This is a genomic window from Streptomyces malaysiense, from assembly GCF_000980885.2.
GTDB lineage: Bacteria > Actinomycetota > Actinomycetes > Streptomycetales > Streptomycetaceae > Streptomyces > Streptomyces malaysiense.
Genome location: NZ_LBDA02000020.1, coordinates 1 through 17,203, shown reverse-complemented (window position 1 = coordinate 17,203; position 17,203 = coordinate 1). Strand labels below are relative to the sequence as shown.

General features: G+C 72.8%; 14 protein-coding genes and 1 pseudogene. 6 read left to right on the top strand and 9 right to left on the bottom strand.

Annotation, left to right across the window (positions count from 1 at the left end):
• The first annotated feature begins 37 nt into the window (after positions 1–37).
• The gene (locus tag VT52_RS10890) at positions 38–844 is read left to right on the top strand and encodes an isocitrate lyase/PEP mutase family protein (protein WP_046419224.1); all 807 of its coding nucleotides are present in this window, start codon (positions 38–40) and stop codon (positions 842–844) included.
• Here the strand turns inward: VT52_RS10890 and VT52_RS10885 are convergent.
• From VT52_RS10885 to VT52_RS39675, 3 genes are all read right to left on the bottom strand, one after another.
• Positions 778–1,512, bottom strand: a complete 735-nt coding sequence (locus tag VT52_RS10885; RefSeq protein WP_046419222.1) for an alpha/beta fold hydrolase — start codon at positions 1,510–1,512, stop codon at positions 778–780. The two genes, VT52_RS10890 and VT52_RS10885, sit on opposite strands and share 67 nt — an antisense overlap.
• Positions 1,513–1,607: 95 nt before the next feature.
• Positions 1,608–2,006, bottom strand: a complete 399-nt coding sequence (locus tag VT52_RS39680) for a beta-galactosidase small subunit-related protein (RefSeq protein ID WP_053055464.1) — start codon at positions 2,004–2,006, stop codon at positions 1,608–1,610.
• The gene (locus VT52_RS39675) at positions 2,003–2,206 is read right to left on the bottom strand and encodes a hypothetical protein (RefSeq protein WP_053055463.1); all 204 of its coding nucleotides are present in this window, start codon (positions 2,204–2,206) and stop codon (positions 2,003–2,005) included. Before VT52_RS39675 ends, VT52_RS39680 begins: the two co-directional genes overlap by 4 nt.
• A gap of 306 nt (positions 2,207–2,512) precedes the next feature.
• Here VT52_RS39675 and VT52_RS10870 point away from each other — a divergent pair, with 306 nt between their 5' ends.
• The 5 genes from VT52_RS10870 to VT52_RS10850 all read left to right on the top strand — a co-directional run bounded on the left by VT52_RS10870 (position 2,513) and on the right by VT52_RS10850 (position 8,438).
• Positions 2,513–3,850, top strand: a complete 1,338-nt coding sequence (locus tag VT52_RS10870) for a radical SAM protein (protein WP_046419218.1) — start codon at positions 2,513–2,515, stop codon at positions 3,848–3,850.
• A 138-nt stretch (positions 3,851–3,988) separates the two neighbouring features.
• A complete protein-coding gene (locus VT52_RS10865) occupies positions 3,989–5,449 on the top strand; it encodes a cellulose-binding domain-containing protein (RefSeq protein ID WP_046419216.1) in 1,461 nt (486 codons plus the stop codon).
• A gap of 229 nt (positions 5,450–5,678) precedes the next feature.
• Positions 5,679–5,876: a tautomerase family protein gene (locus VT52_RS10860; RefSeq protein ID WP_031050342.1), complete on the top strand. Its 198-nt coding sequence runs from the start codon at positions 5,679–5,681 to the stop codon at positions 5,874–5,876.
• A 187-nt stretch (positions 5,877–6,063) separates the two neighbouring features.
• Positions 6,064–7,353 carry a multidrug effflux MFS transporter gene (locus VT52_RS10855; RefSeq protein ID WP_079174977.1) on the top strand — a complete coding sequence of 430 codons (1,290 nt, stop codon included), beginning with the start codon at positions 6,064–6,066 and terminating at the stop codon, positions 7,351–7,353.
• Positions 7,354–7,535: 182 nt separating this feature from the next.
• Complete coding sequence (locus tag VT52_RS10850; protein WP_046419212.1) at positions 7,536–8,438, top strand: LysR family transcriptional regulator; 903 nt, start codon at positions 7,536–7,538, stop codon at positions 8,436–8,438.
• A gap of 102 nt (positions 8,439–8,540) precedes the next feature.
• On the opposite strand, the gene VT52_RS10845 is transcribed toward VT52_RS10850, so the two are convergent.
• The 6 genes and pseudogenes from VT52_RS10845 to VT52_RS38685 all read right to left on the bottom strand — a co-directional run.
• The gene (locus VT52_RS10845; protein WP_046419209.1) at positions 8,541–9,425 is read right to left on the bottom strand and encodes a DUF6282 family protein; all 885 of its coding nucleotides are present in this window, start codon (positions 9,423–9,425) and stop codon (positions 8,541–8,543) included.
• Positions 9,412–10,116 carry an RraA family protein gene (locus VT52_RS10840; RefSeq protein ID WP_046419207.1) on the bottom strand — a complete coding sequence of 235 codons (705 nt, stop codon included), beginning with the start codon at positions 10,114–10,116 and terminating at the stop codon, positions 9,412–9,414. The genes VT52_RS10845 and VT52_RS10840 overlap by 14 nt, the downstream gene beginning before the upstream one ends.
• On the bottom strand, positions 10,113–12,317 hold the full coding sequence (locus tag VT52_RS10835; protein ID WP_046419204.1) for an isocitrate/isopropylmalate family dehydrogenase: 2,205 nt from the start codon (positions 12,315–12,317) through the stop codon (positions 10,113–10,115). Before VT52_RS10835 ends, VT52_RS10840 begins: the two co-directional genes overlap by 4 nt.
• A complete protein-coding gene (locus VT52_RS10830; protein WP_046419202.1) occupies positions 12,307–13,128 on the bottom strand; it encodes an alpha/beta fold hydrolase in 822 nt (273 codons plus the stop codon). The genes VT52_RS10835 and VT52_RS10830 overlap by 11 nt, the downstream gene beginning before the upstream one ends.
• Complete coding sequence (locus VT52_RS10825) at positions 13,125–14,060, bottom strand: beta/alpha barrel domain-containing protein (RefSeq protein ID WP_046419201.1); 936 nt, start codon at positions 14,058–14,060, stop codon at positions 13,125–13,127. The genes VT52_RS10830 and VT52_RS10825 overlap by 4 nt, the downstream gene beginning before the upstream one ends.
• A 2,772-nt stretch (positions 14,061–16,832) precedes the next feature.
• A pseudogene (locus VT52_RS38685) lies at positions 16,833–16,994 on the bottom strand (IS5/IS1182 family transposase); the annotation flags it as partial.
• Positions 16,995–17,203 lie beyond the last annotated feature (209 nt).

The window sequence follows — 17,203 nt, the reverse complement described above, 5'->3', positions numbered from 1 at the left end:
GGTCCGCGCCGAAACGGCCCGGGGCTAGCGTGGCCGCATGACCGCAGACCTCAGGGGAACCTCCTTCGCCGCGCTGCACCGCCCCGGCGAGCCGCTGCTGCTGCCCAACGCCTGGGATCACGCCTCGGCCGCCGCCCTGGCCGCCCGTGGCTTCCCCGCGATCGCCACGTCGAGCCTCGCGGTGGCCGCGGGTGCCGGGCTGCCCGACGGGGCGGCGGCGACCCGGGAGCACACGGTGCGGCTCGCCCTGGCGCTCGGCTCCGAGCCGTACCACCTGTCGGTGGACGCCGAGGGCGGCTTCGGCGACGACCCGGAGGAAGTGGCCGGGCTGGCAGCCGAGTTGTGGGCCGTCGGCGCGGTCGGCGTCAATCTGGAGGACGGGCTCGGGGCGAGCGAGCTGCTCGCCGCGAAGATCCACGCCGTCAAGGCCGCCGTACCGGGGATGTTCGTCAACGCCCGGACCGACACGTACTGGTCGGGGGACGGCGACGAGAAGGACACCCTGCGCCGCCTGGACGCCTACCAACGGGCGGGCGCGGACGGCGTGTTCGTGCCCGGTCTCACCGATCCGGCCCGCATCGCCGGTCTCGTGCGGTGCCTCGGCGTCCCCCTCAACATCCTCCACTCGCCCGCCGGACCCACCGTCCCCCGCCTCGCCGAGCTGGGCGTGGCCCGGATCAGCCTGGGTTCCCTGCTGTACCGCAGGGCGCTGGGCGCGGCCCTGGACGCCATGACGGACATCGCCGCCGGGCGGGCGCCGGGCGGCACGACCCCCTCCTACGACGAGGTCCGCGCGCTGGAGCGCAGCGTCCCGGCCAGCAGCTCCGCGAACTCCACCGGGTGATCAAGCGTGCCCAGGTGCCCGCCGGGGAACTCCGTGAACGCCGCGCCGAGCCGCCCGGCCAGGAACTCGGTCGTACGGTGCAGGAGCTGACCACGTGAGTCGGTGCCCGCGACGAGCGTGAGGCGCGGGGCCGCGACCGGTGCGAGCGGCGGCGTGTACGCGGTGAAGGGGCGCAGCACCCGGGCCAGGAAGACCCCCATCGGGGTCGCCGACTCGCCCTCGGCGGGCGGCCGTTCACCGTCCTCCAGCTGCCCGAGCAGCTCGGCGCGCCGCTCCGCACCGTCCGGGAGCACGGTGACGCACGGCGGCTCGTGCGCGACCACACGCGCCAGCCGCTCCGGATGCCGCGCGAGCAGGTCGAGCACCGCGACACCGCCCGAGCTGGTGCCGAACGCGTAGGCCGACCCGCCCTCGGGCAGCACCGCCTCCAGCACCCGGTGCGCCCCCTCGCTCCAGTCGGCCACCCGCTGCTCCGGCACCGGCAGGCCGAGCCGGCCGTGGGCGAGCCCCAGTGGGTCGTACGTCACCACGGTGAACCGCCCGGCCAGGGCCTCGACCAGCGGCCCGAGCCCCATCGGATGCCCGGCGCCGCCCGGCAGCAGCAACAGCACGGGGCCCTCGCCCGTGACGTCATAGTGGTCGCGGCCGTCGTCCGCCGTCTCGGTCATCGTCCATCCTCTCCGGGGCCGGCGTCCGAGGTCCGGGCGCCGATCGTCCTGACCGGCCGACAGTACGTCCCGGCCCGCCCCCGGGGCCTGCGAATTCAGGCGGTGCCCGGATCGGGGGTGAGGACGAAGGAGAACTCCGCGGGCCGCGCGTGCGGCCGGCAGCGGGGCAGTGGTCCGGGGCCGCAGGGCTGGGAGCCCATGCCGTGCCGGGCGTGGTCCGGATCGACCCGGACCGTTTCGCCCGGCACCAGGTCCGTGCGATGGGCGGTGGCGTCCAACTGCTCGGCCGGCCGGTCGGTGCGCCGCTCGACCCACACCTCCCGGAAACCAGGCTCCCGCCAGTCCGTGAACACACTGACGCTGTAGGCGGATCCGGCGACCGCCTCGAAATCCAGCAGGGCGAAGCCGTGGGCGTGCACCGCGCGGGCCGGCTCGGCGTAGCGGACGCCGCCCGGGACCCGCGCCGTCCGCGCCGCCGTGTCCACCTCGATCACCGGTGCCAGTCCGCCGTCGACAGCAGCACGCCGTCCGGGCCGGGGTCGGCGATCCGGTCGAAGGAGCGCCCGCTGCCCGGGACCCGCACCTTCGCCGCGGCGGACACCAGGGCGCGCAGCCCGTCGAGCGACGCCGGGCGCCGGTACTCCTTCGCGTCGTAGGCGATGGTGCGGGCCCGGTCGGCCGCAGTCTCCCTCATGCCGCCGGTCCTCTCGCCGGGGCGGCGGGTCCGTCGGGCCTCTTCTCCGCCGCGGCCCACGGCAGGCACCGCTCGCAGCCCGCGCCGCACCCGGCCCGGAGGGCCCGTCCCGCCCGAGCGTCCGCGGGCCCTGCCCACCGTGGCGGCCGGGAAGGTGCCGTACGTCCACCACCGGACGGCCCGAGCCCGCTCGCGGGCCCCCGGCAGCAGCCCCCTCCCGGACGCGCCCGCGGGACCCGGCACCGCTCCGCCCGAGAAGGGGGCATACGGTTGGGCGGTACGCCTGAGCCGGGAGGAGACATACGGATGGGCACGCGCACCGCACTGGTCGAGGATCTGATGGAGCGCTTCCCGCATGTTCCGCGGGAAGCCGTCTTCAAGGAGGACCTGCTCCGCGGCGGTGTCGCCTTCGACAAATCCGCCCTCAGCGACAACGAGGGCGGGGACGTCAAACCGAAGTCCTACTTCATCTTCTCCTTCGACCACGGCACCCTGCCCGAGCTGGGCGAGGCCGCGCTGCGCCGGCCCCCGGAGGAGATCATCCTCACCGGCGGACCGTACGACCTGCGCCGTACGGTCGTCTCCGTACGGGTGAACCCCGCCTCCCCCTACCGGGTCGCCGCCGACGACGGGGGAGTGCTCGGCCTCTACCTCGACGGCAGGCGCATCGCCGACGTCGGGGTGCCGCCGATGCCGGAGTACTACCGGCACACCCTCTCCAACGGGAAGTCCGTGATGGAGGTCGCGCCCACCATCCAGTGGGGCTACCTGATCTACCTGACCGTCTTCCGGGTCTGCCAGTACTTCGGCGCCAAGGAGGAGTGCCAGTACTGCGACATCAACCACAACTGGCGCCAGCACAAGGCGGCGGGGCGGCCGTACACGGGCGTCAAGGACGTGGAAGAGGTCCTGGAAGCCCTGGAGATCATCGACCGGTACGACACCCAGAAGGCGTCCACCGCCTACACGCTCACCGGCGGCGCCATCACCAAGACGGTCGCCGGGCGCGACGAGGCCGACTTCTACGGCCACTACGCCAAGGCCATCGAGGAGCGCTTCCCGGGCCGCTGGATCGGCAAGGTCGTCGCCCAGGCGCTGCCCAAGGACGACGTACAGCGGTTCAAGGACTACGGCGTCCAGATCTACCACCCCAACTTCGAGGTGTGGGACCGCCGGCTGTTCGAGCTGTACTGCCCCGGCAAGGAGCGCTACGTCGGCCGCGACGAGTGGCACAAGCGGATCCTGGACTCCGCCGAGATCTTCGGCGCGCGCAATGTGATCCCCAACTTCGTGGCGGGCGTGGAGATGGCGGAGCCCTTCGGCTTCACGACCGTCGACGAGGCGATCGCGTCCACCACCGAGGGCCTGCGCTTCTTCATGTCGCACGGGATCACGCCCCGCTTCACCACCTGGTGCCCGGAGCCGACCACCCCGCTCGGCAAGGCCAATCCGCAGGGCGCGCCGCTGGAGTACCACATCCGGCTGCTCCAGGCATACCGGCAGACGATGGAGGACTTCGGGCTGTCCTCCCCGCCCGGCTACGGCCCGCCCGGACCCGGCCGCGCGGTCTTCTCGGTCAGCTCCTTCATGGACAGCCTCCCCGCCCGGGACCCGGCCGGGGACGAGGAGTCGGCCAAGGCCTGAACCGTGACTGTGCGTGACCGCTCGCGCACGGGCCGCTTGTCAGCGGGGCCGGGCCCGTGAAAGGCTCGGTTCCGCGAGGTTTATGCCAACTCCGTCGTCCCAGTGGTGAGTTGACCTCGCCCGTGATGCAGGAGTTCCATGCCCGACCTGCCGACCCTCCAGGACGACACCGAGGCCGCGCTGTTCTCGGAGTCCTGGGACGCGGTGCTCTCGTACGCCGCCCTGTGCGCCTCCGGTTCCGCCACCGCCCACCGGCTGGCCACCGAGGCGTTCACCCTCGGCATGCGTGAGATCCGCGCCGCCGGACGCACCCATGTGCGCGGCGCGGGCCGCCGCCCCGCGCGGCTGCCGACGATCCCGGCCCTGCTCACCGCCGTCCGCGCCACGGCCGCCGACTGGTCGGCCGCGGGCCGGGGCCGGCTGCTCGCCCCCGGCCTGCCCCAGTGGCTGGCATCGCCCGAGGCGTCCCGGCTCACCGGTTCGCCCCGCGCCCACCCGCCGGTGCTGCGGGCCCTGCGCGACCTCGGCGGGACGGACGCGGCGCTGCTCTGGCTTGCCGAGGTGGAGGCCCTGCCACTGCCCGCGGCGGCGCACCGGCTCGGTCTGGATCCGGCCACCGGGCGCGCCGAACTCGACCGGGTGCGGGCGCTGTTTTGGGAGTGCTGGCAGCGCGCGCGGGGTGACGCTCCGGAGCCCGAGGGCGCCGGGCTGGCCGCCGTGCTGGCGGGCGGGGTGCTCGGCTGGGGCGGCCTCGACTACGTGGAGCGGCGCCGGCGGTCCGCCGCGGCGCGGCTCGGGACCGGCCGCGCGGATGCGCCCCCGAGGGGTGAACCCGAGGAGCGCGCGGGGTTCCGGCGGCTGCTGCGCGGGGGCGGGATGTTCGCCACCGCCCTGCTGCTGTCGGCGATGGCGCTGGGCGCCTCGCTCATGCCGTACGGCGGTCCGGGCGCGGATTCCCTCACCGCCCGGGACGACACCGCCGCCACCCGCGACGACACCATGGCGCCCGACGGCACCGGCGCGCCCGGTGACGGAACCGTCCCAAGCGGCGGCCGTACCAGCGCCCGCCCCGGCACCGCGGGCTCCTCCCCGGCGCCGACGTCCGACCGCGAGCCGATCCCCGGGCCGGAGCCGGCGTCCCCGTCCGCCTCCCCCCGCGTACCCGCCGGGCCGAGCGGCCGGAAGCCGGGCCGCGCGGAGCCCGCGCCCACCCCCGACTCCCCGTCCAGGGGCCTCTCCTCGCCGGCCCGCGGCCCGGTGGGCGTCCCGGTCCCCCCGGCCGGCCCGCCGTCCGCCTGCCGGGTCGCCTACGACCTCGTCGGCCAGTGGCCCGGCGGCTTCCAGGCCACCGTCACCGTCACCGCCGAGCGGCCCCTCGACGGGTGGCGGGTCGACTGGGCGTTCCCGGACGGCCGGCGGATCGGCCAGGCGTGGGGCGCCACCGTCCGGCAGGACGGCTCGCGGGTCACCGCCACCGCCGCCGAGTACGACGGGGACGTCCCGGCCCGCACCGCCGTGTCCTTCGGCTTCACCGGCACCTGGACGAGCGCCGACCGCGCCCCGGACGCCTTCACGCTCGACGGCCGGCGCTGCGCGTAGGGCCCTTCCCTTCCGTCGCTCGGGCACCTGCCCGGCGGTGACTGGTCTCTACCTGACGATGCGTCGTACGGCCGCCCCACCTGGACGTATCACAAATCATGATCGTTCTCAGAGCGGATTGCGTCTTGGACGGCCCCCGGTGCGGTGCTGGACTGGGTCCACGGCGGATCCCGGCCGAACCGGCCGTGGACCGTGCGCCATCGGCGCGACCTCGATCCAGGAGAACGCAATGCCTCTCATCCACGTGCAGCAGACCCCCGGCAAGACCGCCGAGCAGAAGGCCGAGCTGGTCCGTGAGCTGACCGACGCGTACGTCAAGGCCACCGGCAGCAAGCCGGAGAGCGTCTGGGTGACCGTGCAGGAGATCGGCACCGACAGCTGGTCCATCGCCGGCGAGACGCTGGCCGCGCGCGCCGCCAAGCGCTGAATCCAGGGGCCGACACCCGAGCCGCCGTTCCCGGGCGAACATCCCCCGTTTCGCCCGGGAACGGCTTCCCCTTTCGGTCGACGGCACGGCGGCGCGGGCTCCGCGGCGGGCGGCGAGCGCCCGGCGGCGGTTCCGCCCGCTGAGTTCCTCACCGACTCAAGCCCTGACCAAGGAAGTTGCCACGGCCATGAAGCCCGCATCGACACGCACCCCCTACGCGCTGTTGCTCGCCGTCCTGTCCTCGCTGAACGCGGGTGGCCTGTTCGCCTCCGACATCAACCTGCCCGGCGTGCCGGCCACCGCCCACGCCTTCCACACCCCGGTCGCGTCGGTGCAGTGGACGTTCAGCGCGTTCATGATCGGCATCGCGGTCTCGCAGGCGGTCTACGGGCCCATATCCGACGCGTACGGCCGTAAGCGCGTCATCGTCTCCGGACTCGGCCTGTTCGTCCTCGCCTCCCTGGCGTGCGCCGCGGCACCCACGGTCGAGGTGTTCGGCGCGAGCCGGCTCCTCCAGGCGCTCGGTGCCGGCTCCGGCATGGTGCTCGGCCGGGCCGTGATCAGCGACCTGTACGAGGAGAAGGACGCGGCCCGGATGTTCGCCACGGTCATGCCGATCGTCGGTGTCTCCCCGTCCGTGGCCCCGCTGATCGGCGGCTACCTGACGACCTACGTCTCCTGGCGCGCGCCGTTCGTGGTCACCGCGGTGATCGGCCTGGTGACCCTGGTCGCGATGGTCACCGCGATCCCCGAGAGCCTGCCGCCGGAGCGGCGCAGCAAGCACCTCGGCGCCACCCTCAGGAGCTACCCGAAGCTGCTGTCCCGCCCGCTGTTCTGGGCCTACACCGTCAACCTGTGCGTGGCGTACGGCGGTTACTTCGGCTACCTGGCGGCCTCCCCGCTGGTGTTCGAGAAGATGCGGCTGGCCACCGAGACCACCAGCTACTGCTACATCACCGTCTCGCTCGCCTATGTCGCCGGCAACCTCACCTCGCGCTCCCTGGTCCGCACGCGGTCCGTCAACCGGCTGCTGTGGACGGGCTACGGGTTCTTCCTCGTGGGCGCGCTGATGATGCTGGGCCTCGGGCTCAGCGGGGCCGGCGGCCGCTGGGGTCTGCTGGTGCTGGTCTTCATGCCGGTGATGACGTTCGGCAACGGCTTCCTGCTGCCGCTGTCGATGAGCGCGGGCGTGACCACCTTCCGCTCGACCGCCGGTTCGGCGTCCGGCCTGATGGGCGCGCTCCAGCTGCTCTCCGCGTCGCTGGGCATCTACCTGTCCAGCCGGCTGCCCGCCGGTGATCTGCTCGCCCTCGGCTGGTTCGTGCTGGCCGCCGCGGTGCTGGGCATCTGCGCCTTCGCCCTGTTCCTGTCGCTCGCCTCCCGTACGGCCGCGCCCGCGCCCGCCCCGGCGCGCGGCGGCGGAGAACGCCCGGCCGACCGCCCGGCCGCGGACCTCCAGGAAGCCGCCATGGAATAGGGCCCCACCGGGCCGTACGACCGACGGCAGCGGCACCCGCGCGGCGCGGACGCGTACGGGTGCCGCTGCCGGATGTGCGAGGATTCCTCTGCGGCGACCCCGAAATCTGTATTGATCTATTCATCAACATGGATGTTCTGCCTTTCCATCACAGGGCCGCCCGTCGAGGATTGGGGGGTCCTGTGGAACTGCGCCAGATCCAGTACTTCGTCGCCGTCGCGGAGGAACTGCATTTCGGCAGGGCGGCGCAGCGACTGCACATCGGCCAGCCCGCGGTCAGCCAGCAGGTGCGCCGGCTGGAACGGGAACTGCGCACCCAGCTCTTCGACCGTTCCAGCCGCACGGTCACGCTCACCGCGGCCGGCCAGGCCCTGCTGCCCGAGGGCCGCGAACTGCTGAAGGCGCTGGACTCCTTCGCCGCCAAGGCCCAGCGGCTGGCCGCCCAGAAGGACGCCACCTTCCGCGTCGGGATCAGCTCCGCCCTGGGCGAGCGCCTGGACGACTTCCTGGACGCGCTGCCCGGCGCCGGGTCCGGCACCCGCTTCGAGTTCCAGACCCTCGCCGCCCACAACCGCCTGGAGGAGGTGCGGGCCGGCCGGCTGGACGCCGCCTTCGTGCGGGGCGTCGAAAGCGCCCCCGGACTGCGGCTGCTCACCCTCTGGCACGACCCGCTGGTGGCCGCCCTCCCCGCCGCGCACCCGCTTTCCGGCCGCGAGAGCCTGAACCTCGCCGACCTGGCCGGAGTTCCGCTGCGCATCGCCGCCCGCGCCGAGAACCCCGTGCTCCACGACGCCGTCGTCGCCGCGTGCCGAAAGGCCGGTTTCGAACCCACCTTCGGCGCGCCCTTCACGGGATTCCAGGACACCCTCGCCGAGATCGGCGCGAGCGGCGACGGCTGGACCCTGATGTACCCGACGGCGGCCGACACGGTCTCCTCGCGCCGGATCGCGCTGCTTCCGCTGGACGGGGAGCCCATCACCATGCGCATGTTCCTCGCGCTGCCGGAGAACGCCGACCCGATGCGCCTGGAACTGCTCACCGAGACGGCGGCGCGGGTCCGCCGGAAGACGATGGGTTCCGTCTGACCCGCGCCGGCCGGGGGGCCGCGCGCACGGCGCGAAGCGCCCCGGGAGGGACCCTGACCCTGGTCCCTCCCGGGGCGCCGGCGCACGGTCGTCCCGGCCGTCCTACAGGCTGAGCATCCTCAGCGGCGCGTCGCGCACGACCTCCGTGACCCGGCCCTCGTCGAGACCGGCCTTCTCGAACCAGTCCCGGCTGTGCGTCGTCCACTCCCCGATGTCCATCTGGGAGGTCTGCCCCAGGTCGGAGCTGTAGACCGCGCGCGGCACCTTGGCGAGGACGGCGGAGAAGTCGTCCCAGTCCTGGTAGCCCAGCAGGTACGTCAGCGCCGTCTGTTCTGCCCAGACCTGTTCCGCCGACGCGATGTCCAGAAGATCGGCGCAGGTCAGACCGGTCATCGGGTTGGCCGGCTGGTTGAGCATCACCCGCGGTACGTCGAGCCGCACCGCCTCCTCGACCAGCAGCGCCACCTCGCGTCCGTCGGCGTGGCCGGTGGAGATCACGATCGGCAGGTCCCGGGCCATCCGCAGGATCTCCCGCACCTCCGCCCTGAGCCCGCCCTCCCCGTCCGTGACGGTGAGCGGCCGCAGCCCGTCCCGGGCCAGCAGCGGGTGCGCCGGGGTACGGGCCAGGCGGCTCTTGTGGGTCCGCCCGGTCACCGTCGGCAGATGGACGATCAGGCGCAGCCCGCTGTCCTCGCCGTGCTGGACGACGGCCTGCTCCACCGCCCGGGTGTCGAGGCCGCCCGCGATGTCGTTGAGCACGATCGATCCGGAGACGGGCAGGCCCTGCTGACGGGCCTCCCAGGCCTGGGCCGCGGTGGAGCCCAGGTGGTTCTTCAGCACCACCCATCCGCCGAGCCGGGCGTACTGTTCGCCGGCCGTGACGGCGGTGTGCCGTCGTACGTAGGCGTCCGGGCCGACGTGGTAGTGGACGTCCACGAACGCCGCCTGTCCGGCGCCGGCCGCGGGCCGTGCCTCAGCGGGCGTCATCGTGACCCCCGTCCTCCCACGGGCGGGCGTAGCCGTAGCGGGCCCGCGCCTCGTCCAGCCGGGTGCCGTCCGCGGCGGCCTCCCGGATGCGCCGCTCGGTCCGTTCGACCGCCTCGGCGCGGCGGACGACCTCGGCGACCAGGTCGGCGGGGATGCGCAGCGCCCCGTTGTCGTCCGCGAAGACCAGGTCGCCGGGGCGGACCGGGGTGCCGTCGATGTCCAGGTCGACGCCGGTGCGTTCGAGCACCACCCGGTTCTTGCCGCTGACCATGGTCACGGCGGTGCTGAAGAGCGGGTACCCGGCCTCGCGGGTCTCCCGTACGTCGCGCACGGCCCCGTGCACGACGGTGCCCGCGATCCCCCGGCGCAGCGCCACCGAGGTGAGCAGGGAGCCCCAGTTGGTGCAGGCGCCGGTGCCGCCGTTGTCCGCGACCACGACCGAGCCGGGCGGCACGTCGTCGATGTAGTTGGCGGCGTTGTGGAACCCGCCGTCGTCCTCGATGGGCCGGTAGCGCAGGGTGAACGCGGGCCCGAAGGCCACGCCGCCGGGCGTGCGGGCGGCGATGCCGGGCAGCACGCACGGCGCCGCCCGCAGGCTGTCCATCGCGTCGGAGAGGGCGGCCGTGTCCAGCCGGGCCAGGCGCGCGCGCAGACCGGCGTCGGTCAGCGGGTCGGCGGATACGGTGGTCATGCGGTCTCCTCCACGAGGCGGCGGGCAATGGTCCAGGCCGCGAACTGCACGGCGTACGCGACGACTTCGGGGCCCCGGTTGGGGACGGTCAGTTCGCCGGCGCGCTCCCGCGCCCCTTCGTGCGCCGTGCACAGCAGGCGGACGGTGCCGGTGTGGTCCTGCGGACCGCCGCCGTCCCAGGCCGCGTCCAGCGTCACGGACATCCGGCCGGACGGCTCCTGGTCCCCGGCCGGCCGCCGCTCGGCGGCCAGCTCGGCCGCGAACCGGCCGCCGGTGACCTTGTCGTCGGCCACCAGAGCGAGGCCGCGCGTGTCGAGCAGCTCGGCGAGTTCCTGGACGGCGGTGCGCTCCCTGCCGGTGACGGTGTACGCGCCGAGCGCGTCGTCCAGCCGCTTCGCCAGCTCCGCCGCGCTCTCGGGCGGGCAGTCGATCCGGATGTCCACGTAGGGGTAGTGCCAGCGGTAGGCCGGCTTGACCCGCAGCCCCAGCTCCCGCACCAGGGCGTCCACCGCGGCGGCGGCGTCCGCCTCGATGACGCCGAGGGTGCGGCGGAACACCGTGGCGACCGGCTCCGGTTCGGGGAGGTGGGCGATGCCGTCGCGCAGGAAGGCGTCGAGCATCGGCAGGCACTCGCGCGGCGGGCCGGGGAGCATCACCACGGTGGTGCCGCGCACGTCGAGACGGCAGCCCCACGCGGTGCCGTTGGCGTTGGGCAGCAGCTCGGCGCCCTCGGGGAACAGCGCCTGGCGCCGGTTGTCCTCGTGGACGGCGACCCCGAAGCGGGTGAGCCGCTCGACGACGCCCCGCCACGCCTCCTCGCGGTGCTCCAGCGGGCTGCCGACCGCGCGGGCGACCCCGACCCGTGTCACGTCGTCCGAGGTGGGACCGAGACCGCCCATCACCACGACCACGTCGTCGCGGCCGATGGAGGAGCGCACGGCGTCCGCGATCGCCGCCTCGTCGTCCCCGACGGTGTGCCGGATCCGGACCGGCACGGCACGGGCGGCCAGCCTGCGGGACGCCTCGCCCGCGTTGCTGTCCTCCAGGACGGCCCGCAGCAGCTCGTCCCCGACGGTCACGACGGCCGCGGTGTGGGCGCGCGGCACCGCACGGCAGGCGTCCAGCACCGACGCGGCGCACTCCGCGGTGGTCGCCGAACCGCCCAGGTCGTACGTCACCCGGTCCCGGCGGCGCGTGACGTGCGAGACCGCGTCCCGCACCTGGCCCGCGGCCTCGCCGAAGCCCAGGTGTTCGAGGAGCAGGCCGACGGTGAGGAACGCGGCGATCGGGTTGGCCCGGCCGGTACCGGCGAGCGCGGGGGCGCTGCCGTGCACCGGCTCGAAGTAGTTGCCGTTCTCCCCGATGTTGGCGCTGGGCGCGAGGCCGAGCCCGCCCATCACACCACCGCCGAGGTCGGACAGGATGTCGCCGAACATGTTCTCGGCGACGATGACACCGAAGCGCTCCGGGCGGCGCGCCATCCACAGCGCGACGGCGTCCACGTTGAGGATCTCGTACTCGATCTCCGGGTAGTCCGCGGCGATCTCCTCGAGACGCTCGCGGGCGTAGGCACTGCTCTGCCGCAGCACGTTCGGCTTGTCGGCGAGGGTGACCCGGGGGTGCCCGTGGGCGCGGGCGTGCTCGAAGGCGAAGCGCAGGATGCGGTCGAGGCCGTGCCGGGTGAGCATCCGCACGCTCGCGGTGGTGGCCTCGCGGCCGCTGATCCTCGCGTTGGGGTGGTCCGCGACGAGCGGCCACATCTCCTCGGGCACCCGGTCCCAGTCGAGGCCCGCGTAGAGGCCCTCGGTGTTCTCCCGCACGACGCAGAAGCGGTACGGGGTGCCGCCCAGGTAGCTCTCGACCGGCCGCAGGTTGGCGAACAGGTCGAGGCGCTGGCGCAGCTGGATGATCGGCGACACGTACTGCGGGGCCCGCTCGCGCAGGTGCGGTTCCAGGTCGGCCAGGGCCTCGCGCCCCGGCTTGCTGGTGGTGGCGCCGAGCAGCACCGCGTCGCTGCGGCCGATCAGGTCCCAGGTGCGCTGCGGCACCGGGGTGCCCTCGGTGCGCCAGAACTCCCAGCCGATGTCGCCGTGTTCGAGGGTGATGGGCAGCCCGAGGGCGTCGATCACCGGGAGGGCCGCATCGAGTACTTCGGGGCCGATGCCATCGCCGGGAAGTACTGCGACGGTCTTACTGGTCATGGATCCTCTTCTTTTGCTGTGGTGCCAGGAACGCGGCGACGGCCCGCCGGGTGGCCTCCGGCTGGTCGGCGTGGGGGCGCATGCCCGCCCCTGGGATGCCGACGCCGCTGTGCCCGGGGCCGGTTGCGAGGTGCCGCTCGCCCACGAGGTTCGACTCGGTGCCGTAGACGTGCAGCAGTCTGCCGGGGAACGCCTCGACGCGGCTTCGCAGATCGGCGCGGTGCAGCAGGCGCAGGCCGGTGGCCAGGCGCCGGCCGCACAGCGGGTCGTCGGCGACGTCCCGCGCGCTGTCGGGGGCGTCGGGCGGGCCGGCCGGGGCGGGGACGGGCGCGGGGTCCACCGGGCCGCGGACCACCTCGTGCAGCAGGTCGAGCGCGTCGGCCGTACCCCGCTCGGCCACGGCCGCCGCGATGCGCTCCAGGGTCGCGTCGAGCACCCCGTCGGCGACCGTGGGGGAGGACAGCAGGACGACGTCGGCCCGGTGCGTCCAGGACCGGTCGAGGAGGTGCTGGACGACGGCGCCGCCCAGGGCGTTGCCCACCAGGACGTCGGGCTCCTCGGTGCGCAGGACCCCCGCCCACCGGTCGGCGAGGGCCGCGAGGTCGTCCCCGTCGCGCAGCAGCGACAGGGTGTCGTACACCGTCACCCGGTGACCGGTCGTCACCAGTGCCCCGGCGACGGGCTCGAAGAAGGCTCCCCGGTCCCAGCGGGCCATGACGGGCCCGAGCACGCAGGCGGTGCGGGGCGCGTCCGGCTCGCCCAGGCGCACGCCGACCGGGGCCGGCGGCGGTGCCACGGCCGGCGAGGTCATGCCGCGACCACCGGGGAGGTCAGCTCGCGCGCGGCGCTGAAGGCGGCACCCATGTGGTCCACGGGCAGCTTGGCGCGCTCCTCGACGGAGAGGTCGAAGTGGCCGAGCACCAGGTCGGGCAGCGGCAGCGAGGGTCTCGCCTCGGCGATCTCGGACTCCATGCGGTGCGCCAGGGCGAGGATCCGCCCGAGGTCGTACCGGTCGGTGCGCCCGGCGCGGCCCAGGTAGGCGAGCCACTGCTCGGTGATCAGGTTGCCGGGGCCCTTGCCCATGCCGAGGACCGAGGAGTCGATCCAGGTGGCGCCCGCGTCGACCGCCGCGATGGAGTTGGCCAGCGCCAGGCCCAGGTTGTTGTGCGCGTGCAGGCCGATGGCGGAGCCGGTCACCGAGCGCACCAGGGTGACCAGGCGGGAGACCTCGTCCGGCAGCAGGCTGCCGTTGGAGTCCGCCAGATAGATCACGTCCGCGCCCGCGTCCTCGGACATCGCCGAGAGTTCCACGAGCCGGCGCCGGTCGAGCTGGCTGACGCGGGTGATGTTCACGGTGGTGGTGAAGCCGAGGTCCGCGGCCTTGCGCAGCACGGCGAGACCGGGCTCGGGCGTCGTGGACGGCAGGCAGAACCGTACGAGCCGCACACCGGCCTCGAACATCTGGGTGAGGTCGTCGTCCTCGATGTTCTTCGGGTGCAGGATCATGCAGATCCGCTCGGGCGGGATGACCTCGGCCATGGCGCGTATGTACTCGTCGGAGCCCGTGCCCGTCAGCCCCAGGCCCGGCTTGGGCTGGAAGGACCCCTTGCGGTATCCGATCTCAACCCACTCGATACCGGCCGCGACGCTCTCCTGGGCGTGCTCCAGGGCGTATTCGAGCGTGAAGCCGAAGTTGTTGCGGTATCCCCCGTCTCGCAGCGTCACATCGAGATTGGTGACCATGTCTCCTCCGTTGACTGTCCGAGTTGGCGGCTGGGAGGGCGAGAAAGAAGGTTTGCATCGTGCACCGTAAAAAAATATCGGTGTCAATGGATAACTGACACATGGTGGCGATTTCCCCCGTCCCCCGTTGCCCTGATTGATGCTTCAACAGGTCCGTATGGAAACGAACCCGGAATTCTTCGGGGCGCTCGATCGTGTAGTCACTTCGCCCGGCCGCGACCCTGAAGGCGGAACGGATGCTAGCGGTTTCGGCGCGGGAAGTGCAAGGTGAGGGCGGCGATCGAACGGCGCTCTCACATTGCATCGCATTAGTCGAAGAAATTTACTTCCCATATACCGTCGCATGTGGGGGCTGTTCGTCGCGCGTGGTCCGTCACGCGCCAAGTCCAGCACCGGCGCCCGGGTCGTCCAAGACTCAATTCACTCTGGTATCGATCATGATCGGTGATGATTCCAGGTGGCTGCCGTCATGGCTTACTCACCGGACTCGCCCGGGAAACCGAACGTTCAAATTCGCGTTACAGGATGACGGACGACAGCGTTGTCAATCAAGAGCCCGTCCCTGTGCGCCCCCGGCCCGATTCGACGAAGGGGCGCCCGCGACAGCCGATCCGGTGCCGCTCGACGGACTCGACACCGTTTTGCCTCGCGCGCGCCGGCGCGCCCCGGACCCGGCCCCGAACGGCAGGAACGACCGGACGAGTCGGACGCGAAGACCGCCACGAGGGCCGCGCCTTCACTCGGCGGGCGCGGCGGCCGTGCCCTGCTCCTCGAAATCGCGGCCGCGACCGGTCCGCCCCCTGAGAGCCGCGATCGTGGAACCGGTCGGACCGTTCGCGGCCCCGCCCGACGAGACGCGCGAGCGCCGGAGTCCGGACGCACGCCTCGGACGCCCCCTCGGCCTTGCGCCGCCTCAGCGGGGCGGCGGACAGGGGCCCGGCCGCCGCGATCTGGCGGGAAGTCCTCGGCGCGGCCCTCGCGCCGGCCGCGCCCCACAACGCCTACTCGGCCTGGCACGAGGACGGCGTGCACCCGGCAACGGCCTTGTGCGCCACGTGCGGTGACGACGCGACGGCTCGACCGGACGGCGTCCGCGCCCTGACCGGCCATGAGCGTGCGCGCTGCTCCGCCGGTGACCGGCCGTCTCGGCCCTGGTCCCGTCGGCCGCGGTGGGCGGCGCCGGCGCCGCGCCGCGCATTGGCCGCCCGCCAGGTGACGTCGGTCCGGCGAGGCCACCGGTCCGATGTCCCGGCGGCGCTGGGCAGGACCCGCACGGCCAGGGCGGTCGCGGTGCGGGCACCGAGCCGGGCCAGAACGTCCTGTGGGGCGTCGGTGGCCCACTCGTCCATCGCCGCGAAGCTACTCGCCCCGGTCACCACAGCGGAGCAGGCGATCAGCGGCATTGCCACGAAGGGACGACGCTTCCCATGCCGGCACCGCGGATCGGCCAGCGCGGCCAGCCGCTCGGCCGGCGGACCCGTCGCACAGTGCTGACGGGTGGGCGACTTGACCAGACAGACGGTGGCAGACTGACGGCACATCGAAACTCCGTTGGGCGCAGGCGACTTGGCAAGATCACCTCCGCAACGGAGCTTCGCTGCGTCCGCTCGCGCACCCTCCCGGCATCGTCACACCGCCGTGACCTGCACACCCACGAGATCACCGCGACTTTGCAAGCGCCCTGGCACGAGAGGTACTTCTGCTGGATCGGCGAACCACTCCACGCACTTCCCTCGGGAGCCTTTTACGACCTCGGCCAGGCCCGCATCCGAGTCGGCGCAGATACAGGAATTCCTCGCTGCCGGCCGGGAGGCGGCTGAGGCCGGACAGCGGACTGCTGCCGGGCTTGCCTGGATCGAGGCGGCGAAGCTGGGAAGTCTGGATGGCGCGAACGCTGCGAGCAGGGTCGCGGCCTCGCGCGTCAGACCGTTCGCGGATGCGGGAGGACCATCACCCATCTCCTGCGGCCGCTGAACGCGGTCCCCTCGATCCGGGGGCAGGGCCGTACAACGCACCCTGTTCGATGACTGCTTGGCGCTGACCTCGTGTTCGTCGCCCTGCGGCTGAGCGGCGCCGAAAGCACCGCGGTCGGCCGCGCGCAACGTCCGCAGGGTGCAGCGCTCACTCGCCCTCCTGGGGCTCGCGTGATCACGAGCTGGACATCATGCGAGTGCGCCGAACGCGTGTAAGATCCACTTCTGCGGTACGTGACATCCCGTCATCTCAGGCTACGCGCTCTGACGGGCGAAAATTCCAATTCATCCTCACCGAGGGGCAGTTGAATGAGAAAGTTCCGCGCAATTGCCGTCGCCGCCGTGGCTGCAGCTCCACTCGTACTTGGAGTAGCCGCCGCGACTCCTGCAGCCGCCGGTGCCTCGCAACCGCAGTGCACGTATTGGCACGACAGCAACACCTACGGGGCCAATTGCTCCTCTGGGTGGGACTCTAATGAGACGCATTTCCGCGCGTGGGCCGTATGTCAAAACGGAATAGAGGTATACGGCCAGGAGGAACCGCTCGGCAGTGGCATATCGTCCTACGCGTACTGCACCAGCGTGGGATCCCACCTCTCCTACGGAGGGGCTGACTTCGACTGAGAGGTGACGTTCGTCATCCCGACAGGTGTCGCCATGGAGGCTCACGTCCCTGCCACAAGATGACGATGTGACAGACACCACCGCCAAAAGCCATATGGCCTGGCCCGACGTGAGCATGGGGCTGCGTGGTGCGCAGCGCAGCCCCCTCTGCCTGTTCGGTGAGCCTTTTCCAACCTCACGCTGAAGCGTGGTGAAGGACGAGGATGGCCTGGGCGGTCGCTGTGATGCGGTTGGTGCTGCAGCGGAGCTTCCGTAGGAGGCGCCAGCACTCCAGGGCGGCCATGGACTGCTCGCCGAGGCGGCGGATCTTGGCGTGTGTGCTGTTGTGGCGGCGCTGCCACCGCTTGAGGCGATGGCCGTGGGCCGCCGGCTGACCTTTCTCGCAGCGCATACGTGCGCGTGGCCGGGGCCGCCCTTGTGAAGGGTTCCCCTTGAATTCCTCCTCTTTTCCGGCTTCTTCCGCTTCGTCGCACCCGCTGGCCCGCTACGGCTGGGACGAGCGGTGGGAGGCCGAGTTCGCTGCCCATGCCGGGCGGGGACTCCTGC